Below are 25217 nucleotides of genomic sequence, written 5' to 3'. Positions count from 1 at the left end.
ATGGTCAAGGAACGTGTAGGGCTCGTCAAAGACATTCCGCCCGGCAAGAACAAGGTCGTGACCGTTCGCGGACGTGAGATCGTCGTATTCAACGTTCACGGCGACTTCTTCGCTTTTCTCAATCGCTGTCCGCACGAGGGCGCGAAGCTCTGTCATGGCGTCGTGGTCGGGCTGCCCGAATCCGACGCGCCTGGATCCTATCAACTGGTCCGCAAGGGTGAGATTCTCCGCTGTCCCTGGCATGGCTGGGAGTTCGATCTCCGCACTGGAAAATCCAAGTGCGCGCCGCAGCAACTGTTCACCAAACGCTATCAGGTCACCATCGAGACGGCATCCGACAACAAGGACGAGCTGTTGACGGCAGAGACCTTCCCGGTCTCCGTCGAGGATGCGGTCATCTTCGTTGAAGTCTAGACCCGGGTACATGGGTCAAAAAACAATCAGGAACGGCCTTCGGCCGCAGGGAGTTGATGTGATCATGACCGCTCAGGTGTTGTCTGGCCGTGCCAGAACCATACGGCGTATTTCCGTGGGGCTACTCGTCCTGAGCGGCATCGTCAACTTCATGGACCGGTTTGCGCTGTCGGTCGCCAATCCGCTGATCCGGCAGGATCTTGGTCTCTCGATCTCCTCGATGGGGATCCTGTTGTCGGCGTTTCTCTGGGCCTACGCGCTGGCGCAGCTTCCTGTCGGGGCGCTGGTCGATCGCTACGGCCCGCGACGTCTGCTGGCAGTGGGAATCGTGATCTGGTCGCTGGCGCAAGCGGCCGGTGGCGTCGTGTCAAATCTTGGCCAGTTCTTCGCCTCTCGTTTCATGCTGGGTGTCGGCGAGGCGCCGCAGTTCACGGTAGGCGTCCGCGTGGTGCGTGACTGGTTTCACTTCCGCGAGCGCGGCCTGCCGACCGGAATCTTCCTCTGTTCGACGGCACTCGGCACGGCGATCTCGGCTCCGGTGCTGACGTGGTTGATGCTTAGCTTCGGCTGGCGCGCGATGTTCCTTATCATGGGCGTGGCGGGTGTGGTTCTGGCGATGTTGTGGTCTGCGATCTATCGTAACCCGGCCGATGTCGGATTGCCCGCCTCCGATCACGCCTACTTGCAGGACGGCAACACAGCGGCCGACAATCACAAGGTCCGTTTCAGCGAATGGCGCGAGCTGTTCGCGTTGCGCAACACCTGGGGCATGATCGCGGGCTATTTCGGGCTGCTCTATCTGCTCTGGATCTACAACGCATGGCTGCCGAGCTATTTCGAGATCGAACGCCACATGAGCATTGCTCGGACAGGCATCGTCAGTGCCTTCCCTTTCATCTTCGGCGTGGGCGGCAGTGTGCTCGGCGGCTGGATTCCAGATCGCCTGGTGGCCATGGGCATATCGCCCATGAATAGCCGCAAGTTTCCATTTGTCTTGGCGCTGGCGACGTTCGCGATCTTGACCCTTGTCGCCACCCAGGTGGAAAATGACGCAGTGTCCGTCGCCGTCTTGTCCATCGCCAGCCTGTTCGGCTTTGTGGCCAATGGATCGGCCTGGGCTATGGCGTCGGTGGCAGCGCCCCACAATCGCGTGGCGTCGCTCGCCTCGATGCAGAATTTTGGCGGCTATATCGGCGCGGCGCTGGCTCCGACCATTACCGGTTTCATCGTGGAAGAAGCCGGCTCGTTCAATCCAGCGCTATTCGTCGGTGTGACGATCGGACTGGCTTCGTCACTGATCTACTTGGTCACCGTGCGGGATGATGCCACGGAACGGTCGCTGATCAAGGACGAGCAGCCGCTCGGGTCGCTGCGTTGATGCCAAGCCTAAGCAGGTAGCGACCAGCGTCAACCGTATCATTGTATGATGCGCAGATGGGAGGCGCGGCCCTTCTCCTGGCCGGGGAGATCGATCGAATACGTCTTCGCCACCTCGGTCTCGTTCATCATCAGAACTTTCGACAGGTCGGCGACCGAATAGCCCATGTCGTTTATGTGCAACGAGACGAGGTCCGAGAGCGTACGCGGCTCCTCCACCGGGAAGTCGAGCTCCGGCGGCTCGCGCAGCCTTATCTTTTGGATGTTGAATTGCTTCCAGATGTATTGGGCCTGGGTCTCGTTCAGGAAGCCCGCGCGCTTGGCGGCGAACACCAGCGAGCCCATCGAAACCTTCCACTCTGGTTTCAGGGCCGCGAGCAGGCGCAAGTCAACACGGCGTTCGGCGAAGTACGGCTTGACGTCCTCGGTGGGAACCAGGAAGCACGAAGCGAAGGTGTCGGCCTCTTCCTCCATGTTCGGCGTCGGATACCCGTGCATGATCACGTGGCCGAGTTCGTGGCACAGAGTGAATCGCATGCGGTCCGCAGGCTGCTGCCGGTTGAGCACGATGATGTGCGGCATGCCCGGCACGGAGAAGCGCACGCCCGAGACGGTCGAGCCGCCCAGGTCGGAATGCGCCACCAGGATGCCGGCTTCCTCGACCAGCGCGGTGAGGTCCTGGATGGGGCCATCGGGGACCTGCCAGAAGCGACGGAGCAGGCCGGCGATCTTCTCGGCGTCGTTGTCGTATTCGTCGGCGTCGAACCTCGGCAGCTTGTTCACCGGATCGAGGTCAGTCGCCTCTAGCAGCTTGCGCAAGTGCATGACGCGCACGTTAAGCTCGGCGACGATGCGGTGGAGCTCGGTCGCAGACACATTCGACTTTTTGCGCCACATCGGCGCATGCACGCTGATCGGCGCGCCGTAGATGGCGTCGGTCTGGCCGAAGAACTCCACCGGCACCGAGAAGATCTCGGCCGCTGTCTCGAGCAGTTGCGCGGTCGGCTCCTTCAATCCGTTCTCGATGCGCGACAGTTCAGTGTTCGGCAGGCGGAGGCATTCCGCCGCCTCGTTCTGCGGGAATCCGCGTAGCTGCCGCGCGAGGCGCAGCATGGTTCCAGCCTTCGACATTTCGCAGTCCTCACCCTAGCAGTCGGCGACGATTCTCGTTTACGTCCGGTTAACCGCCTCGGGCGGGTCAGGACGCTTCGCCGCCGTTCTTTTTCTTGGTCTTGGCCGTGTCCTTGAGCTTCGCCACGCTGCGGCGGCGGGGCTGCGGGACGGCGGTCTTCTGCGGGAACTCAATGATGCCCTGCTGGCCGCCGGGCAGTTCGTAGCTCCAGAGCTGGCCATCCCCGTTGCGCGCCGTCACGTGGACCGACTTGTAGCCGGTGCCGAGCTCGTTCACCTTCCAGCAGACCTCGACCTTCATCGCCTGCGGCGCGTCCGCGAACGGGATGCCGGGATCCAGAAAGTTGTCGTTGGCGCCGGTGGAGATGTTGCTGCCCTTGCCGCGGCGGACCGCCTTCTTGAACCGCACCAGCACCCGGCGGCCGAACAGGAAGCGCGCCGTCGCGCCGGTCGGGAAGGCCACCACGTCCGGCTTGCCGTTGAACTCCGCGATCGCGGCGCGGATGACGCTGTCGAACACGTCGGCCGAGTCAGTCCGCTTGTACATATTGCCGGCGCCGCGCTTGGCGAGGAAGTCCTTGAACGCCTTATCGAGGACCTTGCGGATCCGCTTGTTGAACGGCTCAAGGATCTCGCGGACTTCCGTCTCGACGGGCAACGACATGCACGGTGGTCTCCGGTGAATCGGTAGCAGGAACCTTGTCAGGAAAACGCTAAATCAAAAGATTATTTTTCATATTTGTTGCTGATATCTAATAAGCATATGATATTACGTTACTTTATATGTTGTTTAATTTCATCATATTTTCACTTAGCGGTCAAGCCGGTCAGCGTGTTCTGTAACGCACCAAACCCGGTTCTCGGCCCAAACGATCGAAGGCAGCGTACTCGCCGCCGAGATGTCGGGATTCGTCGCGCTCCAGCACTGGAATCATAATGCTGGGTCGGGGGCTCTTGAACTAGGAATGGACCCCGGCAGCCCCGTGGGAGAAACCAGGATGAGAGAGGCCGGCGCCCGCAATAGCAATGTCAACCTGTCCCGTTTTTGGGGCTGGCAAGGCCACAACGTGCTGTGCCCAGTGCTGAAGTGCCTCGCGCATCTCGGTCGCATACCGAGCGCGGTTATATACGCCGGCAACGCCAGCCCGGTGGCCGCTGACGTGGTTTAGGATCGCCTCCACGATGTGATCGCCATTGGCGTGTCATCTCGCCCGCTTGCACTTCCGCGTGCCTTCACCCACACTCTCCGAAACGACGCCTTAACGACGCCTTAGTGACACCTTTTGGGGGGGATGCATGGGGACCGCCGGTTCAAGGAGTTTTTCGTTTGCGTTGATATCAGCGGTCACCTTTACCGCGCTGCTGCTCCCGGGCCGGGGTGAGGCCTACACGCCGGACCAGCAGCAGGCTTGTACGCCGGACGCGTTCCGGCTTTGTGGCCCCGAGATTCCCGATGTCGATCGCATCACGGCCTGCATGATCAGGAACAGGGCGCAGCTGTCGCCGCCCTGCCGCGTGTTCTTCCGCGCAGATCCCGAGCCGCGCGAGGCGAGCGAGCGGCGGCCTGCGAAGCGGAAGGTCTCCAAGCCGCACAAGGCGAAGAAGTCCACCCACTGATCTGTTCCCATCGCGCGCACGCGACAGCCGCGAGCCCGGTGCGTTGTCTTGACGCGAACCGGTGTGCGCTTCGCGCGTGCTGATCGCTCGTCGGCTATTTCAAGACAGTCATGCGCGACAGACTGACGCCTTGTGACGCTGTCACGCAGCATCATCTCTGGGGCTGGTGCTGTTTGCAGAATCCGTTTCGCGACGGAACGGATGGAGTGAGGCGCGTGAGCGAAGACGACAAGCAAGAGATCGATCGGCACTTCGCCTGGTTCGAAGCCAAGCTTCCGGAAAGGCCGGCGCGCTTCGTGGCGTGGCTGCGCAAGCCGTCGTCGCGCTATGTGCGGATTCCGCTCGCGATCCTCCTGATCATCGGCGGCATCTTCAGCTTCCTGCCGGTGCTCGGCCTCTGGATGCTGCCGCTCGGACTCCTTTTGTTCGCGCAGGATGTCCCGTTCTTGCAGAAGCCGACAGCGCAATTGCTCGGCTGGATCGAGCGCAAGTGGATCGCGCGTCAGCCTGCCAAGACTGCCGAAAAGCGCTAGGCGTGAGTCTTATCAAGCGCATGGCGCTTCCATTTTCGGTTGTGTCATAAGTTGAGTGTGACTCAAAAAGCAGGATGCACCGGTAATCTTGGCCACTTTGCGGATTGCAAGAAGTTTCTTCTTTCGCGAATCAGCGTGCTGATTCATTTTCGCCTCCTGGGGTCAATCTGGAGGCCAACGTATGAACGTGATTGTTTTCGCTTCGCGTAAGGGGGGCTCGGGGAAAAGTACCCTGGCTGCTCACCTCGCCGCGCAAGTGCACAAGGCAACGAAGCCCTGTCTGCTGATCGACGCCGATCCGCAGGGCTCGCTGACGCTCTGGCATAAATTGCGCGGCACCAACGAGCCGGCGATCAAGACGGCGGTGAACTCGGTCAGTGGGATCATTGCCCAAGCCAAGCGCGACGGCATCGAGTGGGTGTTCATCGACACGCCGCCGAATTTGTCGGCCGTGGTCGACGACTCCATCAAGAACGCCACGATGGTGATCATTCCGGCGCGGCCCGGCGTGTTCGACGTCAACGCGGTGCAGGAAACGATTCAGACCTGCCGCTCGATGCGCAAGCCCTATGCCGTCGTGATCAACGGCGCTCCTGCGCAGCGTGACGGCGCCGAAAGCCGCATCGTCGCGATCGCGCGTGAGGCGCTGGCGAAATTCCGCGCACCGGTGTGGAGTGGCCAGATCACCAACCGCGCCGACCTTCTGATGGCGCTCGGCCAGGGTGAAGGCGCGCGCGAATATTATGCGGAAGGCCGCGCCGCTGCCGAGATCAATCGGCTGTGGGCCGCGATCGAACGCTCGATCAAGGCAATTCGCGGCACGGCGTCGGCGTCCGGCGCGATGCACAAGCAGGCGGCGTAACAACGCCGCTTTGGTTCGAACTGAAAAGAAACGCGCGGCACTCGCGCGTTTTTTGCGTGCTGATGCGACGAGGCAATCGCAGATTGCCTCGCTGACTTTGGCGATCACGCGATGGATGGCGTTACGCCACCATCAGCAGATAAAAAACGATCACCGGCGCCAGGGTCAGGATCACCGACCAGATGCCGACAGCCCATAGAATATCCTCGGTCGTAAAGCCCGGCTGACCCGGCCTCACGGCAATAAAACCATTCCTCGAATTCACGACGCCCCCGCGTTGGTCTTAAGCGCAATGCGGAGACTGATACGCGAGCGGTTTTAAGATCCCGCTCGGAATTTCGCTGGCATTTGCGCGCGGGTGCTACTTCGGATTAACCACAGCCGGGGCGGCAGGCCGCATCCGGCGGGAGGCCCAAAGCCTCAGTGCATGCCCCCGTCGCGATCGCGGATCGCGCCGAGATGCTCGTTGATCCGGAACACGATCAGGATGAACTCGGCGGCGATGCGCGACAACACGATGCCGACGAAGATGCTGGCGATCGACGCGAGCAACTGGATGAAGCCGACGAACGGGCTGATCGCCATCGCGGTGAGGCTCCACAGGATGCCGGAGATCCCGAACAGCACGATGACCGCGATCACCAGCCAGTAGAACGTCTTGATGATCGTGGGCGTGATGAAGCGGTCCCACTGAAACAGATCCTGGAAATCGAACATCATGGTTCTCCCGGCCAGCCGAAATATGATTCGCGTCTCGTTCATCCTACTGCGTCACCCCCGGCGTGATCACTTCGTCCCGGCAGCCTGCGCAGCAGGCGTTCGTCAGGACGAGGCGTTTCGCCGGGCCAATGGTTCGGGGCGGCGCCAAGGCGCCTCCGCACCCAAAGGGATAGATATCGCAGAAGCCCAATCAGTCTCGCCAAAGCCAGGCCCGGGACCGGGCGCCGGCAGTCCAGGAGCGAGCTATGCGAGTGGGCTGGTTGTGATTGCTGCAAATAACGGCCACAATCAGGCTTCCCTCCAGCATATCCTCACCCAATGACCACGCTGACCTTCGAAGACTTCAAGCCCGGCCGTTTCGGCACGTTCGGCCCGCGCCATGTTTCGCGCGAGGAAATCCTCGCCTTTGCCGCCGAATTCGACCCGCAGCCGATGCATCTCGACGAGGAGGCGGCGAAGAAATCCATGCTCCGCGGCCTGTCGGGCTCGGGCTGGCATCTCGGCTCGCTGATGATGCGGATGCTGTTCGACGGCTTCATCGGCCGCACCGCATCGCTCGGCGCGCCCGGGGTCAACGAGATGCGCTGGGTGGCGCCGCTGCGCCCGGGCGACGATTTGACGCTGGATGTCGATGTCATTGAAGCGCGCGTCTCGAAGAGCCGCCCCGAGACCGGCATCGTGACCTTCAAGAGCACGATCCGCAACGCGCGCGGCGAGATGCTGTGCGAGATGGAGGCGCCGATCATGATCAGCCGCCGTGACGCTGCGAGCGCATAGGAGACATCATGCGCTTTTTTGAAGACATCGAGATCGGCGCACGGCGCGAGTTCGGCTCATTCACCTTTACCACCGAGGACATCAAGCGGTTTGCCGCGCAGTTCGATCCGCAGCGCTTCCATCTCGACGAGGAGGAGGGGCGCAAGTCGCTGTTCGGCGGGCTCGCCGCATCGGGCTGGCACGTCGCGAGCGTGTGCATGAAGCTGCTCGTCGCCGACGGCAAGCGGCTCGCCGCGGAAGCCGCCGCCCGCGGCGAGACGGTCGCGGTCTGGGGACCCTCGCCGGGCTTCCGTGAGCTGCGCTGGATCCGCCCGGTGCTGGCCGGCGACACCATCAGCTTCACCAACCAGATCGAGACCAAGCGCACCTCCGAGAAGCGGCCGGAATGGGGCATCCTTCAGGCGCGCAACACCGGCGTCAATCAGCGCAATGAGGTGGTGTTCTCGTTCCTCGCGACCGCCTTCGTGCCGCGCCGGAATCCTGGTTCCTGATGTTGCCCCAGCGCCTCTGATGTTGCACGGACGCCATGGTTGGCAGCTACTTCTGCTGCCGACGTAGTTGTGCGTTGCGTGGAACTCATTTTTTGCTAACGCATTTTGAACCTTTGTCCCTGCCTTATGGCTGGGGGGCACGAGCACTTGGGCCGAACACCTGGGGACCACTATGGCAGATCGCAGCGCGCTGAAACTCGTCGGCATTATCTTTGCGACGGTGACGGTTGTCGTGATGCTGGCCACCGGAATGGTCGTGAAGGGCTTTGCCGACGGCAATTATTCTTTCGAGACCACCGCGAGCATCGACCGCTGATCGACCGTCTGTAACCCTCGGCGCTCGAGCGAGTGCTGTAGCGCGCATTCGCGCTTTTCAATGTGACCCGTCGGCGGGCTGCGTCACACTTTTCCCGATCCCGAAATTCAACGATTCCAGATCAGCACCATCACGACGGTCGCGGCTGCCAGGATGCCGAGGAACCGGATCATGATCGTGCCGATGCCCTGCTGCGGCTGGCGCAGCGGAATCGGATCGGCGGCGTTATCCGGCCGGACGCTCTGCATGAATTCTCTCCAAATGGATGCCACGCTCAGCCGCGGTCCGGACGCCAATTCCGGATTGGACGCGGGCTCGGCATCTCAAGTTAAAATCGGCTTCTGCAAGAATTGACGCCGCGGAGTTTACACCGGGCTGAATAACGAATCGTTCTGCGCTGAATCGGCCGTGCAAAACCAAGCCGCCGCCCCCTGTTCGGGAGGCGGCGGCCATCAGTCTGGAAAACTGATCGGGATCAGCTGTTGCGCAGGCCGTCGGCGGCGCGCTTCCACTGCGAGACGTTGTCGGCGATCATGCGCGTCGACTTCATCGCGGCCTGGCTCAGCTGGGCATAGCCGGAGATCTCGCGCTGGACGCGCTGGCCCTCGGCATGCAGCAGGTCGCGCAGGCTCTCGAGCTCGCCGATCAGCTTCTCGATCTCGGCGAGCGAGGTGCCGGCGACGCGCTGGATCAGCGAGTTGACGTTGCTGACGGTGGCATCGGTATTGGCGTCGGTCGGCGCAGTCTCCGGGCTCGCCACCGGCCGGCGCAGATAGGCGATGTCATTGCGCACGAAGTCACGGATGCCGGCTTCGACTTCCGAGACCGCAGCAAGGTTGGAATCGACCTCGGAAGTCGTTTCAGCGGCTTCCTCGGTACGGTTGGTGGCGTTCATCGGCTTTCCCCTGGTTCGCAATAGCGAAGCGCGGCTTGTCCCCCGCACGACGAATTGATGAAGTTACGGACCTATCAGTGCCGCCGAATTTGACCGCATCTGGGCCAAGTTGGGGCAATGCCTGATCATTAGCGCGACAGGGCTAACAGATCGTTCACCATGAGCGCTTGTAGCCGGCGCCGATGCTCTTGTTGATCGTGCCCTGGGCGGTCTCGCCGCCCGAGCCGGAGACGGTGACGCCGTCGAACAGCTTCTGCTCGGCGCCGACCTTGCGGAGCCATCTGTCCTCGGCAGTCGACAGCGTCTGGCCGGCGGTGACGCTGGTGCCGGTGTCGGTAACGGACAGGCGCGCCGACTGATCGGTATCGTAGCTGCGCGACGGGCGGCCGTCGACGCCGGGCACCGGCACTACGCCCTGCTGGATCAAATTGTAGCCGCTCTGCAGCGTCAGCGAATACTGCTCCGACAGCGGCACCGATTTGCTGAGCGAGGTGCCGACCTTGCTCTGGTCGGCGCCCGGATCGACGCGCGCCTCGACCGAGGTCTTGTCCCAGATCGAAGCCACGCCACCCGTCGAGATCGAAGCCCAGGCCGAGCCGCCGGATTGCGGCAGGCTGCCGCCATTGGCGAGCCGCTCCGACAATTGCTCCGACGTCGTCATCGTGCCCTGTTTGGCGACCGTCATGTCGGCGCCGATGCGGGTATCGAGGAACGGCGAGATCGACTGCTTGACCGACACCGCCGACGAGCCGTTGGCGTTGTTGTTGGTCGACCAGGACGGATCGTTGCCGGCGATGCTGCTGGGTTTGGCCGCACTCTTCGGCGCCAGCGTGGGCAGGCTGGTGGAGTCGGTATCGAGCTGGCTCCAGTCGAGCTTGCTCTGGTCGATGTCCTTCAGGATGTCGGCGTCATTGGCGTCGGCCGCCGGCGGCGCCTGGTCGGCCGCAGCCTCGGCGTCATCAGCGGAGGCGCCTTTCACGCTGTCTTTCGCGCTGTCCTGGGCGGCGGGAGTGATCGCCCAGGGTGAGGTCTGCGCCGGGGCCGAAAGCGCTATTGCCACGCTGAAGCCGGCCGCCAGCACCGGCAGCCTTGTCCAGCCAAATCGTGATGTAGAAGTCATTCCCAGCCCGCAAATTCCAGCGCCGCAACATGCGGTTTTCGTGGCGCGAAATTGTGGCAACGGCGCTGCGAAGGCAACTGATCAACGCGTGATCGTCATGTCCGGGACAAACGCTAAGCGCGTTGGCGCATCGCGTCGCCCGGGCGCGGCCGTTCGGGGCTGGCAAAACAGGCCGCGGCTGCCGGGGCGCCTTGACGCGAAGGCGCGGCCCCGGACATGACGAAGGCGTGAAATCGCAGGTCCGTCAGACCGCGATGCGCGGCAGATGGATCGGGTAACCGACGGTCTGCTCGACCAGGTCGAAACTGTCGACCAGCACGCGGAAGCTCGTGAGCTTGCCGGCCTTGAACTGCGCGAAATGCGCGATCCTGAGAGAGATCGGCTTGTTGGAGTCCAATGCCGTCAGCGAATAGCGCAGCATCGAGGCAGCGGAATCCGCGCCCAGCATGATGGACTCCCGATCGAAGCGGTGAACCCTCAGGTTCTCGCCGATCTGCCTGATCACCTCGAGCACGGCGGCCTTGCCGCGGCGCGAGCCGAAAAAGGAAAACAGGTCGATCGGCCCGTAGATGGCCCATTCGACCTCGTCATCGAGCAACGGCTCGATGTCTGCAAGCTGGCGTTCGTTGATCGCGCGATGCAATGCGCGCGAAAAACGCCAGAGGCTGTGCTCTGTCATTTTGGTCTCGTCCTGAAACTGGATTTTCAAAGCAAACGAACGGCAGGCGGTCAGCGTCGACGCCCTGCCAGGTTGCTGCACGTCACTATTACGGCCTCAAATAGGGCCGAACGGCGAAAACGCAAATGACTTTTTTGCAATGCACAATTGCGCCGGTTTTGACCGGAATGTGACCGCCCGTCCGCTTGTCACCGCAATTCAGCGGTCGCGCCGCCGCAGCGGCTGCCGCTCGATCACGATCTCGGCGTCGCGGATCGCCACCACCGCGAACAGCAGCGCGCCGCCGATGCCGCCGATCGCGGCGCCGAGCGGCATGAAGGTGAAAAACACCAGCGTTCCGCTGTCGAGACCTGAGGTTTTGGCCAGTCCGATCCAGGTGAGCCCGGCTCCGATGCCGAGAGCGGCGCCGCCAAGGGCGCCCAGTGCAAGGCCAAGCACAGCGAGCAATGCGACTTTCATGGTGATTTCAGCCCCGACCGCAACAAGCCCAGTGATAGGTCAGCGCCGGGCCTTCGAGGTTCGACGCCGGCGGGGACGAATTTGCGGGGCGGGGGCGCCGGCGTGGGTTGCCCCGTTTTCCGGGAGCTAGCCCGCGTTCTGCCCGGTCAGCGCCGCTGCGACATCACGCTCCAGCACCTGCTGGACGAGGTCGAAGGTGTCGATGATCTCGCGGATCTCGGTGATCTTGCCGTCGCGCAGCGTGTAGAACACCGCAACGTCGAACTGCACGACGCGGGCGTTGTTGCGCTTGCGGAAGAACACCCGCAGCTGGGCTGCGACCTTGTCGCCTTCGGCCACCACCAGCGGCGCCTCGTAGCGCATGTCGGAATAGCGCTCGTGGATCGTGGTCCACATCTGGCGCAGCGCGGCCTTGCCGCGGTGCTGGCCCATATGCGGAAGAATGTCGATCGGGGCGTTGGCGAGAAACGCGACGTCGTCGCTGCAGCGATCGAGCGCGCCCTCGATGCCGCCGGCATAATAGACGTCGAGGAAGTTCAGGACGCGCTGCCGGTTCAAATCCTCGCCCATGTTCGACTCCGCCGGTTCGGTCCGCCTCGCCTTTGACAGGCCCTTGCCCGCATTGTGAACCGAAGCTTTCCACTCTCGAACATATGTTTTGACGCACAACACTCGATTAGGTTCGACAACCGGAACGTGCATTGGGGCGCAAAATCCACGCGGTACGCCTGGTCGCCATTCCGACATGGCAGGAGACTGCCCCGATTCGTTGAACCGATCGCGTCTCGAACCCGTGAAGTGCGCGGGGCAGATGACCGCGAATTAATGAAACCTCCCCGCGCGCGTCCCGGTTGATCCTGCACGGGCGACGCATTCGCGATCAGGAGAACTCCATGAAAAATACCATACCGCTTGCCGTCGCCGCGCTGCTGGCGCTGTCTGGCGTGAGCGCCGCAGCCGCCAGAGACACGATGTCCAGCCACGCCGGCAGCAAGATGTCCGGCGCAAGCGATACGTTACAGCTCACCGATGCCCAGCAGAAATCGATCTGGAACGATGTCAGCCGTCACGCCTCGAACCAGACCGCGCCGACGGGCTTCGATGCGACGGTCGGCACCGCTGTGCCCTCGGCCGTGAGCACCTATCCATTGCCGCGCCAGGCGCGTCGCGACGTGCCGGCGGTGCGGCCCTATCGCTATGCCATGATGCAGGACAAGCTGCTGATCGTGAATCCGTCGGATCACAAGATCGCCGACGTGGTCTCCAAATAACCGATCACAAGCGTGCGCCGCGCGACGGTGAGCCGGTGCCGGTCGAGGCCGAGGCCTTGAGCTCCTCCGGGGCCGGCCAGTGCGATCGCGCCGGCTCGCTGCCGCGGCGCCTGGTATCAACTCGAGCGTAATGAAGTCAGGTTGAACTGATCTTGCCGCAGACTGCGTGCACCTCTCCCGCTTGCGGGGAGGGAGCAGGCTGCCTTCGTCGATCGAACCGCGTTACGTTCTAACTAGTCCGTTGGCGCGGCCTCGCCGGTCACGAGATCGATCGTGAACCCGCGAAGCGGCGGGAACCGGCGGGGCGGCTCAGCCGTTGATGCCTTGAGAATTCCATTGGAGCCGTATCATGAAATCCCTTCTTCTCGCTTCCGCCATTGCCGTCAGTGCGTTTGCGGCCATCTCGCCCGCCGACGCTAAGGGCTGCATCAAGGGCGCTGTCGTCGGCGGTGTCGCCGGTCATTATGCCGGCCATCACGGTATGCTCGGCGCCGCCGCCGGATGCCTCTACGGCCGCCACCACGCCAACGAGCAGGCACGCCAGCGCCAGCAGCAACAGGCGCAGCCCTCGCAGCAGGACAAGCTGTAACGCCCGACCGGTTGTGTAGTCTCATTTCCGGGAACGCCGCCCGCACGGGCGGCGTTGTCTCGTTGCGTACCGGAGACGATGATGACGAAGCCACTGAACAAGACCATCCAGCCCGTTCCCGACGACAACAAAAGCCACAAGGGCGTCGGCAGCGCCCCCGGCGTTCCCCTCGACACCACCAAGGGCCATCGTGACGACGAGAAGCACAACATCCGCGAGCAGGCCGCGCACGGCAATCTGATTCAGAACACCAGCAACAGGCGGTCGGGGTAGGGGGCGAGGCGGCGCGGCATATTCCGCCGTCGTCCCGGCGAACGCCGGGACCCATAACCACAGGGTTACGTTGTTGAAGCATGCTGGGGCCACTGCGCGGGACAACAATTCCTGCCTGTGGTTATGGGTCCCGGGTCGCGCTGCGCTTGCCCGGGACGACGTGGGTGAGATTCCGCTTCGCAGATCAAACAGACCCGTAGGTAACGATCCCGTTTCCGGCGTGACCTGCATCACGCCGCAGGCGAGGCCGCGCGGCTAGCGTGGCGGCATCGGATTACCCGATTGAGAAGGGATCGCCGCCATGAATGCCATCGCTGCACCGAAATCTTCCGCGCAGGACCGGCTCGAAGGCTTTGCGCTCACCGCCATCCTGCAGGGGCTGCCGACCTTCGCCGTCGCCGTGCTGGCGCTGAAGATCCTCGGTGCCCGTGAGATCGTCGGCGAACGCTATGGCGCCGCGATCTTTGTCGTGCTGGCCTCGCTCTTCTCTGCCGCGATCTCGCCATTGCTTGCGGCAAAGTTTCCAAAGCGGTTCGCGCACGCCTACGCGCCGATGTTCTTCGACGCCAGCCTGTCGTTGTCCGAGAAGATCGCGCAGTGGCGCGCGCAGCCCAGCGTCTCGCGGCAACTTGTGACGACGATGATCATGATGTCGCTGCTGGCGGTCGCGGTGGTCAGCGTGCGGTGATGCGCCGCCTTGCGCCGCTCCGCCGATCAGCCTTAACCTGCCGGAATGCAGATCAGAGATGAACGTGACGAAGACGCCGCGGCGATCAGCCGCGTCACGGCCGCCGCATTCGCGAACGCACCTCACAGCAGCGGCACCGAAGCCCGCATCGTCGCGGCGCTGCGCCAGGCCGGCGCGCTGACGATCTCGCTGGCGGCTGTATCCGATGACGCCAGCATCGTCGGCCACGTCGCCTTCTCGCCGGTGCAGATCGATCGCGCCGCCGGGCGCTGGTACGGCCTCGGCCCGGTCTCGGTCGTACCGGACATGCAACGCCAGGGCATCGGCGGTGCGCTGATCCGCGAGGGCCTTGCACGCCTCGCGGCACTGAACGCCGACGGCTGCGTCCTGCTCGGCGACCCCTCCTATTACAGCCGCTTCGGCTTCGTCAGCGATCCCGCGCTGACCTATGGCGGTGCGCCGAGCCCGTACTTTCAGCGGCTTGTGCTGAAGGGCGAGCCGCCGAAAGGGGATGTTAGCTATCATCCGGCGTTCGATGTCGCGTGATCTGGTGCCGTTGCGGCGGCCTCCGTTTCCATGACAACCCCTGTCGTGATAGCAAGCTGTGTCGGCAGGAGCCTGCGGCTTCAGCGAAAGCCAGCCCGAGGCGAGGATGTCATTCGCGGATCTGCACCTTCTGAAGCTGTTCTGGGGCAAGATCTTCGCAGCGATCTTTATCGGTCTTGTCCTGTTGTTCGCGAAGAACGCAATCTTTGCGCGCGGCATCAAGTACAACTGGTTTGCCGTCGTGGCGTCGTTTCTGGCGATCGGCCTCGCGCTCTATGTGATGTTCTTCGTCCAGCCGTAGCGCTCGCCGGCTATGCGGCAGGCTGATCAACGGAGCTGCATCTCCTCGATCCGCGCCGGCACCGCGCCAAAATCGCTGAACCTCACCGAGCGCGGCCTCACGCGGACATAGCTGATGTTCGGCCAGGCCTCCCGCTGCGGGCCGTCGGGCCACGTCGCGAAATACACCTGCTTGCACACAGCCAATTCCGCACCGGTCGGCAAGTCGGCGATGCCCTCGAGCTGCGCAGTCTGCTCGGCGTCCCAGCCGATCACCAGCGCGGCACGAGGATCGGCGCGGAGGTTCTGGTATCGCCGTCGTGGACCGTGCTGACCACAGCGAGCCGATGCATTCGCAGGAAGGCGAGAAGCTCGGCACGCGTCATGGTCTACCGCTTCTTCCACCCGCCGCGCTTGCCGGGCGCTCCCCCGCTGCTCCGCGGCGCCGGCCCGAACTCCGGCCCTGATTGTCGCGAGTCGTTCGGCTGGATGATGCGGCTCGTCGTGCCGAACGGTTTGGCCGGCAGCGCGCCGCTCGGGCGGAAGGGCAGCGATTCCGGGCCGTGCATCTCGTCGAGGTCGGGCTTGTGCACCCGTGAGCCGGACTTGCCGCCGCGGCTCGCCTTGAGCGAGGTCTGCGCGGTCTTGTTCTTCAGCGCGGCGACCGGCAGGTTGGCGGCGTCTCCGTATTTCCGGGTGCCGGCATAGGCGCCGGCCTGCTTCTGCACGTTGCGCTGCTTGGCGGTCGGATCATCGACCACGGCCATCTCGGTGGCGCGCAGCCGTTTGACCTCGTCGCGGAGCCGGGCAGCTTCCTCGAAGTTCAGATCGGCAGCGGCCTCGCGCATCCGTGTTTCGAGGTCGCTCAGGACGGCCTCGAAATTGTGCCCGATCGAGATCACGTCGTCGGCCCACGAATTCCCCTTGCCGCCGTCACCGATCTCGACCAGCACATGGTCGCGCTCGTAGACCGAGTTGAGGATGTCGCCGATCGACTTCTTCACGCTCTCCGGCGTGATGCCATGTTCAGTATTGTACTCGACCTGCTTCTCGCGGCGGCGGTTGGTCTCGGCGATGGCGCGCTCCATCGAGCCGGTCATCTGGTCGGCATAGAGGATCACCTTGCCGTCGACGTTGCGCGCGGCGCGGCCGATGGTCTGGATCAAGGATGTCTCGCTGCGCAAAAACCCTTCCTTGTCGGCGTCGAGGATCGCGACCAGCGCGCATTCGGGAATGTCGAGGCCCTCGCGCAGCAAATTGATGCCAACCAGCGCGTCGAACGCGCCGAGCCTGAGATCCCGGATAATCTCGATGCGCTCGATGGTGTCGATATCCGAGTGCATGTAGCGGACGCGGATGCCCTGTTCATGCAGATATTCAGTGAGGTCCTCCGCCATGCGCTTCGTGAGCACCGTGATCAGCGAGCGGTAGCCGGCCTGCGCGGTGGCGCGGACCTCGCCGACGAGATCGTCGACCTGGGTGCGGGCGGGGCGGATATTGACCGGAGGATCAATCAGCCCGGTCGGGCGGATCACCTGCTCGACGAACACACCACCGCTTTCATTGAGCTCCCAGCCGCTCGGCGTCGCCGACACCGCGACCGTCTGCGGCCGCATCATGTCCCATTCCTCGAAGCGGAGCGGGCGGTTGTCCATGCAGGAGGGCAGGCGGAAGCCGTATTCGGCCAATGTCGCCTTGCGGCGGAAGTCGCCGCGGAACATGCCGCCGATCTGCGGCACGGTGACGTGGCTCTCGTCGGCGAAAACCAGCGCGTTGTCGGGCACGTATTCGAACAGCGTCGGCGGCGGCTCGCCGGGGCGGCGGCCGGTGAGGTAGCGCGAATAGTTCTCGATGCCGGCGCAGCTTCCGGTCGCCTCCATCATCTCGAGATCGAAGGTGGTGCGCTGCTCCAGCCGCTGCGCCTCCAGCAGCCGGCCCTGGTCGTTGAGCTGGTCGAGCCGCATCTTCAATTCTGATTTGATCGACTTGATCGCCTGCACCAGCGTCGGGCGCGGCGTCACATAGTGCGAATTGGCGTACATCTTGATGAATTCGAGCTCGTCCTGCTTGTGGCCGGTGAGCGGATCGAACTCCTCGATAGTCTCGATGGTATCGCCGAACAGGTTCACGCGCCAGGCGCGGTCCTCATAGTGCGCCGGGAAGATATCGATGACGTCGCCGCGGACGCGGAAGGTGCCGCGGGTAAAGTCGGCCTGGGTGCGCTTGTACTGAAGCGCGACCAGGTCGGCGATCAGCTGCCGCTGGTCGATACGCTCGCCCTTCTTCAGCGCGAAGGTCATCGCGGTGTAGGTTTCGACCGAGCCGATACCGTAGATGCAGGACACCGAGGCAACGATGATGACGTCGTCGCGCTCGAGCAGCGCGCGCGTCGCCGAATGGCGCATGCGGTCGATCTGCTCGTTGATCGAGGAATCCTTTTCGATGTAGGTGTCGGTGCGCGGAACGTAGGCTTCCGGCTGGTAGTAGTCGTAATAGCTGACGAAATACTCGACCGCGTTGTCGGGGAAGAAGCTCTTGAACTCGCCATAGAGCTGCGCAGCCAGGGTCTTGTTCGGCGCCAGGATCAGCGCCGGGCGCTGCGTCGCCTCGATCACCTTGGCCATGGTGTAGGTCTTGCCCGAGCCGGTGACGCCGAGCAGCACCTGGGTGCGGTCGTTGCGGTTGATGCCCTCGACCAACTCCGCGATCGCGGTGGGCTGGTCGCCCTTCGGTTCGTAGGCGGACTTGATCTCGAACCGCACGCCGCCTTCGGATTTCTCCGGGCGCGGCGGCCGGTGCGGGGTCCACACCCGCATCGAGCCGTCGTCCCTGCGGAATTCCGGGCGGCCTTCGCGGATCAGGTTCTCGAGCGCGTCGGCGGTCGCCTTGACGCCGAGCGCCTCCATCTTGCTGCGCGGCGGACGGGCGAGCGCCTCGTCATCGTCCTCGGCGGTCGGCAGGCCGAGCTGCCGCGCCAGTTCCGGATCGAGGGTCGGTATGGTGGCCGAGGTGCCGTAATTGGCCTGCGGGGCTTCCTCGAGGCCGGACGCGTCACGCCTGGCGACGTCCTCGCTGGTCTCGCGCGTCGACGCCCGCGCGCGATGCGCGGCGGCCTCGCCGCCGGCGCGGCGGTCCCAGGAATTGTCCGGCGGCGGCTGCAGGCCGGTGCCCGAACCCATGCCGGCATCGCCGCGGTTGATCGCGGGATTGAGCAGTTCGGCAAGCGCCGGTCCGATCGGTTGGACCTCAGGCCGGTGTGCCTTGGATTTGGGGGATTTGCCGGGCTTTTTCGGAGTGTTCGGTGTCTTCGCCATATCAGGAATATGGGACGAGTCCGGCAGCGAGAAAAGGGCAATCGACGGCTGGATTGGCGCCCAGGCGCGGCTGCTGACAGCAGGGTGTCAGCAGGCAGCGCGTTCGCGGCCGTCAGGCCCGGGGCAGGTCGACGATGTCGAGATGGATCCCGCCGCAGCCGTCGCAGCGCATGGTCCAGTATTCGGCGGCGCGGCCGGGAATCACGCGCAGCAGCGAGAGCCGGGCGGCGCATTCCGGGCAGCTGGTGCTGACCTGCGCCGGCCAGACCGGATCCGGCTGGCATTGTGGGACGATCGCGACCACGACGTTGCCGGTCACGCCGACGGCATTGTCATGCCATACCGATGTGGGAACCGGTCGATAGTCCGCTTCGCGTCGTCGATCGCCGCATCCGGATCGGACCACGCAAAGCCGATGTCGAGCGTCGGAAACGGCATGCCATCGATGACGACCGGCCTTTGATCGACCCGTTGAATCCTGGCGTGCCATTGCCCCTTCCCCATTTCGAACGACTTGATCTCAAAACCGCTGTAAATCATGGCGACCTCGGGATGCCCCTTCTCATAGGAAGCATGGGCGCGCGGCGCCCAATGTGAACCAGATCACAAGTCGCGCGGTTTATTTCCGACGGGCCAAGGAGTTCCAGCTCTTTGTTTTGACGCGGTTTCTTCAGGCGAACCGCACCAACGCGCTAGCTGCGAGCCGCGATGTGATCGGCGAGCACAGCCGCGTCGTCGCCGACGCCCGACAGGAACGAGGATTTCATCTTCGACAGCCATTGCAGGCCGAGAAAATACAGGCCCGGCACGTCGGAGACGCCGTGGCGATGTCGTGGTGCTCCATCGGCGTCCAGCACCGGCATGTCGATCCAGTCCAGATCGAGCCCATAGCCGGTGGCCCAAATCACGCTGCTGATCCGCTCCGTGCGCAGGTCGATCGTGCGCAGCGGCGCAGTGAGGCACGGCGGATCGGGCAGGCGGAGGCGCGCCAAGGGATCGTCGGGATGATCGAGGCCGCGTGCCGCGATGAAGTCGTCGACGATTCCGAGGAATGTCGCGTAGTAGGCGTCGCCATTGGGGATGTTGGTGGTGAGATCGGGCGCGATCTCGAGCACGCCGTCGCGCGCCGCCGTCACGCGGCCGAGCAGCGTCACGCCGTCGGCGGCGAAGCGGCGGAAATCGATGGTGTGGCCGCCATGGGCGCCCGTAATCACCGGCAGCAGGCGCGACGGGCCGCGCTGCTCGACCGGCGTCTCGTCGACGCCCATCTCGGCCAGCCACCAGAACAGGTCGCGGCCGCGATAGCGGCGCGGCAGGCGGTTGTGACGCCCGACCGAGAGGAAGACGCGGCGGCCGGCGCGCACCAGCTCGTCGGTGATCTGCGCGCCCGAGGCGCCGGCGCCGATCACCAGCACCGCACCGTCGGGCAATTGCGCGGGATTCTTGTAACCGCTGGCGTGGACCTGAAACAGCCCGGGATGACCGTCCAGCACGCCGGGCCGCAGCGGCCGCTGATAGGGGCCGGTGGCGATGACGACGTTGCGGGCGGCGATGCTGCCGCCGGCAATCTCGGCGAGGAAGCCATCGGCGTCGCGGCGCAGCCTGGTGACCTCGACGCCGCAGCGGATCGGCGGCGCGACGAAGGCGGCGTAGTCCTCGATGAAGGCGATGATGGAGGCGGTGTCCGAGAAGCCGTCGGGATCGCTGTGCGGAAACGCAAACTCCGGCAGCCGCACCGACCAGTTCGGAAACTGGAACATGAGGCCGTCCCAGCGTTCGCTGCGCCAGCGTTCTGCGATCCGCCGCCGCTCCAGCACCAGATGGGCGATGCCGCGCTGCTTCAGCCGATGGCTCATGGTGAGCCCGGCCTGGCCGCCGCCGATCACCAGCGTGTCGATCCTCTCGTCAGGCATTGCGCGCTCCCTTGCGGCGCGCGGCGGGTTCCGCGGCGGCGCGGATGATCCAGCGTCGGAACGCGGCGAAATCGCGCTGTTCGGCGTGGAAGCCGCGATAGACGAGATACCAGCGCATCCCCTTCGGCACGCTGAGTGCAAACGGCGCCACCAGCCGGCCAGCGGCGAGATCGTCATCGATATAGGGCCGGATGCCCATCGCGATCCCGAGCCCGTCGCTCGCTGCCTGCAGCGCCTGGCCGTAGAACTGGAATTCCGGACCGCGCGCCGTCACCCGCGGCACGCCCGCGGCCTTCAGCCAGGACGGCCAGTCGTCGGGCGAATGCGCGACGCGGATCAGGCTCGGCCCCTTCAGGTCGCCGGGACGCTTGAGGATGTTGGCAAGCCGCGCGGTGCACACCGGCATCAGGTCGGCGACGAGCCCCGGCCACTGGCCGTCGCCGAGCTGGATGCCGCAGCTCCAGTCGTCGGCGAACGGCACCGCCATGCCGCCGGTCGTGATCCGCACCTCGATGTCGGGCTCCGCTTTGCGGAACTCGGCGAGGTGCGGGATCATCCATTTCAGCGCAAACGTCGGGCCGACGCCGACGGTCAGCACGCGCGCGCTCGCCGACGCCGTGACCTGCGCGGTGAGGCTCGCCAATGCGTCGAAGATTGGCGTCAGCCCGCCCTGATAGGCGCGGCCGGCCTGTGTCGTAACGAGGCGATTGGCCTTGCGCTCGAACAGTGCGACGCCGAGCCGCTCCTCCAGGAGATGCACCATCCGGCTGATCGCGGCGGCCGAGACGTTGAGCTCGCTGCCTGCGGCGGCGAAGCTGCCGGTCCGCGCCGCGGCCTCGAATGCCTTGATGCCGTTGAGAAAGAGCAGCCGCCGCATGAACCCTCAGGAAAACTGATGCAAGGGCAAGATAACTCAGTTTGCCGGCAGAGGCCAAGCAGCGCAGAAATACCGGAGTCGATTTTGAATCCCTGCTGACCCCGGCGAGGAGCAAATGAGTGAGACCACAGACGCCCTGGTGCTCGATCTCGTGGAATGGGTCGCGCGCGAGCCGCGGCCCTATGCCGAGGTGCTCGAGGTCTGGCGCACCTCATGCCCGCGGCTGACGATCTGGGAAGACGCCTTCGACCGCGGCTATGTCGCGCGCCGTCCCTCGGTCGAGGGCATGCGGGTGATGGTGACTGAAACCGGCGAGACCTTCTTGCGCGCGCATGGGCGGATGCATTGATGGCCTATCCGCGAACTCCCTTCACCTCTCCCGCAAGCGGGAGGGGTGGGCGGTCCCGTCGCGGCACTAGCGCGCCGGCTCGGCGAGCCGCGGCCGGATGATCTCGACCATGCGGTCGGCCGATGTGCCCGGCGGAAAGAAGCCGAGATAATTGCCGTCGCGGTCCATCAAATAGATGTAGGCGGTATGGTCGACGGTGTAGTCGCCGGCGTCCTTGAGCGGCACGCGGGCGTAGTAGACCTTGTAGGCATCGGCGACCTTGCGGATCGCCTCACCACTGCCGGTCAGCCCGATCAGCCGAGGGTGAAACATCGGCACGTATTCGGCGAGATGCGCTGCGGTGTCGCGCTCGGGATCGACCGTGATGAAGATCGGCTGCACCTGATCGCCGTCAGGACCGAGCTTGTCGAGCGCGAGCCCGATCGCCTGCAGATCGGTCGGGCAGACGTCGGGGCAATAGGTGAAGCCGAAATAGACCAGCATCAGTTTGCCGCGGAACTCCTTGTCGGTGCGCGCATGGCCGGCCTGATCGGTCAGTGCGAACGGGCCGCCGACCGGCTCCCTGTTCCACATCAGGATGTCCATGATCTCGGCGGCCCAGCGCGCCGATGGCGCCGGCGCATCGCCGGCCAGCGCCGGCGCCAGCCACAGGCCGGCGCAAGCCAGGGCCGCGCCAGCGCATGCAATGACGCGCAGGATCGGTCGGATCATATGCCGAAGGAGAGCCGGCTGCCGGTGGTGGTGACCAGCACCTTGTCGCCCATCTGCGCAGTCGCCTCCTGCACAAAATTGAGCCCGGAACAGTGCATCGGGACCACCACGTCGGGGTCGAGCTTCTTGATCTCGGCGACCACCTCGGTGAGGTAGTCCTTCGGCGCCGGTCCGAGATGGAAGCCGCCGACTATCGCGTGCACCTTCTGGATGCCGGAGACTTCCTGCGCCTGCTTCACCGAATTGACGATGCCGACATGGCCGCAGGACGAGATCACGACGAGGCCGAAGTCCCGCACGTTGAAGCAGGTGGCGTGCTCGTGGATGTGCTCGTCGGGCACGATCTTGCCCTCGAGCTCGGCCGGCAGATAGTGGCTGGCATTGCAGCCGAGCCCGTCCTTCATGCTGAACTCGACCCAGGTGTTGGGCAGCACGCGCTCGATGCTGCGGCGGTTGATCTTGCCGGTGGTGAAGGCGTGACCGGCGATCACGGTCGGAGATTCGCACAGCACCGTCGTGATGCGTTGCGCCGCGAGTTGGCGCCGATCCAGCGTGCCGAAATCGGTGAACTGGCCCTTGGTCGGCGTTGCGCTGACCCGGTGGCAGAAATTGTCCTCGCCGCCGGCATAGAGCTTCACGTCGGCCGGCAGCTTGTCGCGGAATTTGTCTAGGAAGCCGTTGAGGCCGCCGAAATGGTCGTAATGCCCGTGGCTCACGATCAGCGCGTCGATCTTCGCCGGATCGACGCCGACCAGCGCCATGTTGTTGAGCAGCACGTCCGGCGTATAGCCATAGTCGAGCATCAGCGTACGCTGCGCGCCCTTGGCTTCCGACTCCAGCCACAGCGACAGGCCCCATTCATTGTGCAGCGACTTCTGGTAGTCGGCTCCGCGCGGCGGCGGCGCGATCGTGACACCGCCCGACTGTTTCGGCTTGAAGAACAAATCGTAGCTGGAATCCACCAGCACGCGGATCGAGAGCTTGTCGACGGTCGGCACCTCGATCGGTGCCGCGCTCGCGATCTCGACGCAGGAGAATGCACCCGCTGCCGCGGCGCCGGCGATCGCCGCCGAGCCCTTCAGAAATTCACGTCGTGCCAAATCCCGTGTCATCATAATCCCCTATGTTTTGAAATTTTTTTTAATACCAACCACGCCAGCCTAGGAGCAATCGGGGCGCAGCTCAATCGGTCGCTTGCGTTGATTGCAGATCACATTCGCGCGCGGCGCAATGGCGCGCCATTGACTTGGGTGCGGTTATGTCGCCAACTCCATGCATTCGCATCTTTCTCGCCGATGCGTCAGCAATCCCAGCAAATGCAGGATCACGCCCATGATCGATCTCCACTATTGGTCCACGCCGAACGGTCACAAGATCACGATGTTCCTCGAGGAGACCGGCCTCGAATACAAGATCTTCCCGGTGAACATCGGCAAGGGCGATCAGTTCAAGCCGGACTTCCTGCAGGTCGCGCCGAACAACCGTATTCCGGCGATCGTCGATCACGCGCCGAAGGGCGGCGGCAAGCCGATCTCTCTGTTCGAATCCGGCGCGATCCTGCTCTACCTTGCCGAGAAGACCGGAAAATTCCTGGCCGCAGATCTCTACGGCCGCTATGACGCGATCCAGTGGACGTTCTGGCAAATGGGTGGGCTCGGGCCGATGGCCGGGCAGAACCATCACTTCCGTAACTACGCGGTCGAGAAGCTGCCTTACGCGATCGATCGCTATGTCAACGAGACCAACCGGCTGTACGGCGTGCTCAACAAGCGGCTCGCCGACCGCGAATTCATCGCCGGCGACTATTCGATCGCCGACATGGCAAGCTATCCCTGGGTCGTGCCTTACAAGAACCAGGGCCAGGAGATCGACGACTTCCCGCATCTGAAGCGCTGGCTGGAGACGATCGGCAAGCGCCCGGCGACCGAGCGCGCCTATGCAAAGGCGAAGGAGGTCAACCCGAACTTCGGCCAGCCCGCGATCCGCACCGAGGAAGAGCGCAAGCTGCTGTTCGGGCAGACCGCGGCGGTGGTGCGGTAGGGCGCAGGTCTCCTTCGCCGTCATTGCGAGGAGCGAAGCGACGAAGCAATCCATGTTTCCCCGCGTGGGGACAGGGATTGCTTCGCTTCGCTCGCAATGACGGATGTGGTACCAGCGGCGCTCACGCCCCGACATACTTCGCCGACCGCCGTTCCTTCCACGCCGCGAGCCCCTCGGCGAGGTCGCGGCTCGGCACCAGCGCGGCGAACTGCTCGCTCTCGACCAGCAGGCCCTCGGCAATCGGCATGTTGAGCCCGCGCGTCACCGCGGTGATGGTGCCGGCGACGGCATCGGGCGAATGCCTGACGATGCGGCCGGCGAGCTCGCGCGCGGCGGCCAGCAATTGATCGTGCGGCACGATCCGGTTGATCAGCCCGATCTCGCGTGCGTGCTCGGGCGGGAACGGATCGCCGGCCAGCAGCAGTTCCAGGGCGCGCTTGCGTCCCGCCAGCCGCGGCAACCGCTGCGTGCCGCCGAAGGTCGGGGGCATGCCGAGCTTGATCTCGGGTTTTGCGAACAGCGCACGGTCGCTGGCAATGGCGAGATGCACCGCCTCGGTGATCTCGCAGCCGCCGCCGAAGGCGAGCCCGTTGACCGCGGCGATGACAGGTTTCTTCAACGCTTCGAGCCGCGCGGTCATGGCCTGGCCGCGGCGGACGAAGTCGCGCACCGCGACCGCGGCACTCTGCTTGGCGCTCTCCGAAAATTCCTTGATGTCGGCGCCCGCCGAGAAGGCGCGTTCGCCGGCGCCGGTCAGGATCACGGCGCGCACGCCGGCGTCGCCCTCGATGCGGTCGAGCGCCGCCATCAGCTGATCGATCAGCTGGTAATTGAGCGCGTTGAGCTGCGCGGGGCGGTTCAGTGTGATCAGGGCGATCCCGTCGTCGATTGCGAGCAGGATGGGGTCGGGCATGGCGCAGTCTCCGGCATGGGTGTTCGTGGCGCCGAACTTAAAGGCTGCCAGAATTTGTGTATA

The 25217-nt window shown here is 64.2% G+C and carries 35 protein-coding genes; 16 read left to right on the top strand and 19 right to left on the bottom strand.

The window, feature by feature from the left end:
- Positions 1–414, top strand: coding sequence for a Rieske (2Fe-2S) protein (locus HAP47_RS33825; RefSeq protein ID WP_173640859.1), 414 nt, complete (start codon positions 1–3; stop codon positions 412–414).
- A gap of 64 nt (positions 415–478) precedes the next feature.
- A complete protein-coding gene (locus tag HAP47_RS33820) occupies positions 479–1792 on the top strand; it encodes an MFS transporter (protein WP_173640860.1) in 1314 nt (437 codons plus the stop codon).
- A gap of 38 nt (positions 1793–1830) precedes the next feature.
- On the opposite strand, the gene HAP47_RS33815 is transcribed toward HAP47_RS33820, so the two are convergent.
- Together HAP47_RS33815 and HAP47_RS33810 are read right to left on the bottom strand one after the other, a co-directional pair.
- The gene (locus tag HAP47_RS33815) at positions 1831–2922 is read right to left on the bottom strand and encodes an XRE family transcriptional regulator (RefSeq protein ID WP_173640861.1); all 1092 of its coding nucleotides are present in this window, start codon (positions 2920–2922) and stop codon (positions 1831–1833) included.
- Positions 2923–2989: 67 nt separating this feature from the next.
- Positions 2990–3586, bottom strand: a complete 597-nt coding sequence (locus HAP47_RS33810) for a hypothetical protein (protein ID WP_173640862.1) — start codon at positions 3584–3586, stop codon at positions 2990–2992.
- A 668-nt stretch (positions 3587–4254) separates the two neighbouring features.
- Between HAP47_RS33810 and HAP47_RS33800 the strand changes: the two genes are divergently transcribed.
- From HAP47_RS33800 to HAP47_RS33790, 3 genes are all read left to right on the top strand, one after another.
- Positions 4255–4539: a hypothetical protein gene (locus tag HAP47_RS33800; protein ID WP_231168547.1), complete on the top strand. Its 285-nt coding sequence runs from the start codon at positions 4255–4257 to the stop codon at positions 4537–4539.
- 206 nt (positions 4540–4745) lie between these two features.
- The gene (locus tag HAP47_RS33795) at positions 4746–5072 is read left to right on the top strand and encodes a hypothetical protein (RefSeq protein ID WP_371821698.1); all 327 of its coding nucleotides are present in this window, start codon (positions 4746–4748) and stop codon (positions 5070–5072) included.
- Positions 5073–5253: 181 nt separating this feature from the next.
- Positions 5254–5934 (top strand): ParA family protein, encoded by a 681-nt coding sequence (locus HAP47_RS33790; RefSeq protein ID WP_021081815.1) that lies wholly within the window; start codon positions 5254–5256, stop codon positions 5932–5934.
- A 121-nt stretch (positions 5935–6055) separates the two neighbouring features.
- Here HAP47_RS33790 and HAP47_RS33785 read toward each other — a convergent pair whose 3' ends face one another.
- Positions 6056–6199, bottom strand: coding sequence for a hypothetical protein (locus HAP47_RS33785; protein ID WP_173640864.1), 144 nt, complete (start codon positions 6197–6199; stop codon positions 6056–6058).
- A gap of 155 nt (positions 6200–6354) precedes the next feature.
- A complete protein-coding gene (locus tag HAP47_RS33780; RefSeq protein ID WP_092126096.1) occupies positions 6355–6651 on the bottom strand; it encodes a DUF4282 domain-containing protein in 297 nt (98 codons plus the stop codon).
- A gap of 321 nt (positions 6652–6972) precedes the next feature.
- Here HAP47_RS33780 and HAP47_RS33775 point away from each other — a divergent pair, with 321 nt between their 5' ends.
- The 3 genes from HAP47_RS33775 (at position 6973) to HAP47_RS33765 (ending at position 8238) form a co-directional block, all read left to right on the top strand.
- Positions 6973–7431 (top strand): MaoC family dehydratase, encoded by a 459-nt coding sequence (locus HAP47_RS33775; RefSeq protein WP_173640865.1) that lies wholly within the window; start codon positions 6973–6975, stop codon positions 7429–7431.
- 8 nt (positions 7432–7439) lie between these two features.
- Entirely contained in the window at positions 7440–7922 is a 483-nt protein-coding gene (locus HAP47_RS33770; protein WP_173640866.1) for a MaoC family dehydratase, read from the top strand.
- A gap of 172 nt (positions 7923–8094) precedes the next feature.
- Positions 8095–8238 carry a hypothetical protein gene (locus tag HAP47_RS33765; protein WP_016841369.1) on the top strand — a complete coding sequence of 48 codons (144 nt, stop codon included), beginning with the start codon at positions 8095–8097 and terminating at the stop codon, positions 8236–8238.
- A 107-nt stretch (positions 8239–8345) separates the two neighbouring features.
- Here the strand turns inward: HAP47_RS33765 and HAP47_RS33760 are convergent, their stop codons facing one another.
- From HAP47_RS33760 to HAP47_RS33735, 6 genes are all read right to left on the bottom strand, one after another.
- Positions 8346–8486, bottom strand: a complete 141-nt coding sequence (locus tag HAP47_RS33760) for a hypothetical protein (RefSeq protein WP_173640867.1) — start codon at positions 8484–8486, stop codon at positions 8346–8348.
- A 227-nt stretch (positions 8487–8713) separates the two neighbouring features.
- Positions 8714–9133, bottom strand: a complete 420-nt coding sequence (locus tag HAP47_RS33755; RefSeq protein WP_173640868.1) for a hypothetical protein — start codon at positions 9131–9133, stop codon at positions 8714–8716.
- Between the two features lie 154 nt (positions 9134–9287).
- Positions 9288–10253 (bottom strand): hypothetical protein, encoded by a 966-nt coding sequence (locus tag HAP47_RS33750; protein WP_173640869.1) that lies wholly within the window; start codon positions 10251–10253, stop codon positions 9288–9290.
- Positions 10254–10497: 244 nt separating this feature from the next.
- Positions 10498–10932, bottom strand: coding sequence for a nuclear transport factor 2 family protein (locus HAP47_RS33745; RefSeq protein WP_171947760.1), 435 nt, complete (start codon positions 10930–10932; stop codon positions 10498–10500).
- 198 nt (positions 10933–11130) lie between these two features.
- The gene (locus HAP47_RS33740) at positions 11131–11391 is read right to left on the bottom strand and encodes a hypothetical protein (RefSeq protein WP_173640870.1); all 261 of its coding nucleotides are present in this window, start codon (positions 11389–11391) and stop codon (positions 11131–11133) included.
- A 126-nt stretch (positions 11392–11517) separates the two neighbouring features.
- Positions 11518–11961 (bottom strand): nuclear transport factor 2 family protein, encoded by a 444-nt coding sequence (locus HAP47_RS33735; RefSeq protein WP_173640871.1) that lies wholly within the window; start codon positions 11959–11961, stop codon positions 11518–11520.
- Between the two features lie 323 nt (positions 11962–12284).
- Between HAP47_RS33735 and HAP47_RS33730 the strand changes: the two genes are divergently transcribed.
- From HAP47_RS33730 to HAP47_RS33705, 6 genes are all read left to right on the top strand, one after another.
- Positions 12285–12662 (top strand): DUF1236 domain-containing protein, encoded by a 378-nt coding sequence (locus tag HAP47_RS33730; RefSeq protein ID WP_173640872.1) that lies wholly within the window; start codon positions 12285–12287, stop codon positions 12660–12662.
- Positions 12663–13011: 349 nt separating this feature from the next.
- Positions 13012–13251 carry a hypothetical protein gene (locus HAP47_RS33725; protein WP_173640873.1) on the top strand — a complete coding sequence of 80 codons (240 nt, stop codon included), beginning with the start codon at positions 13012–13014 and terminating at the stop codon, positions 13249–13251.
- Between the two features lie 81 nt (positions 13252–13332).
- The gene (locus tag HAP47_RS33720; RefSeq protein ID WP_231168546.1) at positions 13333–13524 is read left to right on the top strand and encodes a hypothetical protein; all 192 of its coding nucleotides are present in this window, start codon (positions 13333–13335) and stop codon (positions 13522–13524) included.
- A 301-nt stretch (positions 13525–13825) separates the two neighbouring features.
- On the top strand, positions 13826–14212 hold the full coding sequence (locus HAP47_RS33715; RefSeq protein ID WP_173640875.1) for a hypothetical protein: 387 nt from the start codon (positions 13826–13828) through the stop codon (positions 14210–14212).
- Positions 14213–14257: 45 nt separating this feature from the next.
- Positions 14258–14758: a GNAT family N-acetyltransferase gene (locus HAP47_RS33710; protein WP_173640876.1), complete on the top strand. Its 501-nt coding sequence runs from the start codon at positions 14258–14260 to the stop codon at positions 14756–14758.
- A 106-nt stretch (positions 14759–14864) separates the two neighbouring features.
- Positions 14865–15059, top strand: coding sequence for a hypothetical protein (locus HAP47_RS33705; RefSeq protein ID WP_173640877.1), 195 nt, complete (start codon positions 14865–14867; stop codon positions 15057–15059).
- 26 nt (positions 15060–15085) lie between these two features.
- Here HAP47_RS33705 and HAP47_RS33700 read toward each other — a convergent pair whose 3' ends face one another.
- The 6 genes from HAP47_RS33700 to HAP47_RS33675 all read right to left on the bottom strand — a co-directional run bounded on the left by HAP47_RS33700 (position 15086) and on the right by HAP47_RS33675 (position 21141).
- Positions 15086–15313 carry a hypothetical protein gene (locus tag HAP47_RS33700; RefSeq protein WP_231168545.1) on the bottom strand — a complete coding sequence of 76 codons (228 nt, stop codon included), beginning with the start codon at positions 15311–15313 and terminating at the stop codon, positions 15086–15088.
- 113 nt (positions 15314–15426) lie between these two features.
- A complete protein-coding gene (uvrB, locus tag HAP47_RS33695) occupies positions 15427–18351 on the bottom strand; it encodes an excinuclease ABC subunit UvrB (protein WP_173640878.1) in 2925 nt (974 codons plus the stop codon).
- A 112-nt stretch (positions 18352–18463) separates the two neighbouring features.
- Complete coding sequence (locus HAP47_RS33690; RefSeq protein WP_371821697.1) at positions 18464–18670, bottom strand: hypothetical protein; 207 nt, start codon at positions 18668–18670, stop codon at positions 18464–18466.
- The gene (locus tag HAP47_RS33685) at positions 18667–18891 is read right to left on the bottom strand and encodes a hypothetical protein (RefSeq protein WP_173640879.1); all 225 of its coding nucleotides are present in this window, start codon (positions 18889–18891) and stop codon (positions 18667–18669) included. Before HAP47_RS33685 ends, HAP47_RS33690 begins: the two co-directional genes overlap by 4 nt.
- Before the next feature lie 152 nt (positions 18892–19043).
- Positions 19044–20264 carry an NAD(P)-binding domain-containing protein gene (locus tag HAP47_RS33680; RefSeq protein ID WP_173640880.1) on the bottom strand — a complete coding sequence of 407 codons (1221 nt, stop codon included), beginning with the start codon at positions 20262–20264 and terminating at the stop codon, positions 19044–19046.
- Positions 20257–21141 (bottom strand): LysR substrate-binding domain-containing protein, encoded by an 885-nt coding sequence (locus HAP47_RS33675; RefSeq protein WP_173640881.1) that lies wholly within the window; start codon positions 21139–21141, stop codon positions 20257–20259. The genes HAP47_RS33680 and HAP47_RS33675 overlap by 8 nt, the downstream gene beginning before the upstream one ends.
- A 115-nt stretch (positions 21142–21256) precedes the next feature.
- Between HAP47_RS33675 and HAP47_RS33670 the strand changes: the two genes are divergently transcribed.
- Positions 21257–21490: a hypothetical protein gene (locus HAP47_RS33670; RefSeq protein WP_173640882.1), complete on the top strand. Its 234-nt coding sequence runs from the start codon at positions 21257–21259 to the stop codon at positions 21488–21490.
- A gap of 66 nt (positions 21491–21556) precedes the next feature.
- On the opposite strand, the gene HAP47_RS33665 is transcribed toward HAP47_RS33670, so the two are convergent.
- Entirely contained in the window at positions 21557–22201 is a 645-nt protein-coding gene (locus tag HAP47_RS33665; protein ID WP_173640883.1) for an SCO family protein, read from the bottom strand.
- The gene (locus HAP47_RS33660; protein ID WP_173640884.1) at positions 22198–23313 is read right to left on the bottom strand and encodes an MBL fold metallo-hydrolase; all 1116 of its coding nucleotides are present in this window, start codon (positions 23311–23313) and stop codon (positions 22198–22200) included. The genes HAP47_RS33665 and HAP47_RS33660 overlap by 4 nt, the downstream gene beginning before the upstream one ends.
- A gap of 220 nt (positions 23314–23533) precedes the next feature.
- Here HAP47_RS33660 and HAP47_RS33655 point away from each other — a divergent pair, with 220 nt between their 5' ends.
- Positions 23534–24241 carry a glutathione S-transferase N-terminal domain-containing protein gene (locus HAP47_RS33655; RefSeq protein WP_173640885.1) on the top strand — a complete coding sequence of 236 codons (708 nt, stop codon included), beginning with the start codon at positions 23534–23536 and terminating at the stop codon, positions 24239–24241.
- A 121-nt stretch (positions 24242–24362) separates the two neighbouring features.
- Here HAP47_RS33655 and HAP47_RS33650 read toward each other — a convergent pair whose 3' ends face one another.
- On the bottom strand, positions 24363–25154 hold the full coding sequence (locus tag HAP47_RS33650) for a crotonase/enoyl-CoA hydratase family protein (protein ID WP_173640886.1): 792 nt from the start codon (positions 25152–25154) through the stop codon (positions 24363–24365).
- Positions 25155–25217: the final 63 nt, after the last annotated feature.

This window comes from Bradyrhizobium sp. 41S5 (assembly GCF_011516665.3).
In the GTDB taxonomy this organism is placed as follows: domain Bacteria; phylum Pseudomonadota; class Alphaproteobacteria; order Rhizobiales; family Xanthobacteraceae; genus Bradyrhizobium; species Bradyrhizobium quebecense.
This window is presented reverse-complemented; position numbering and strand designations above follow the sequence as displayed.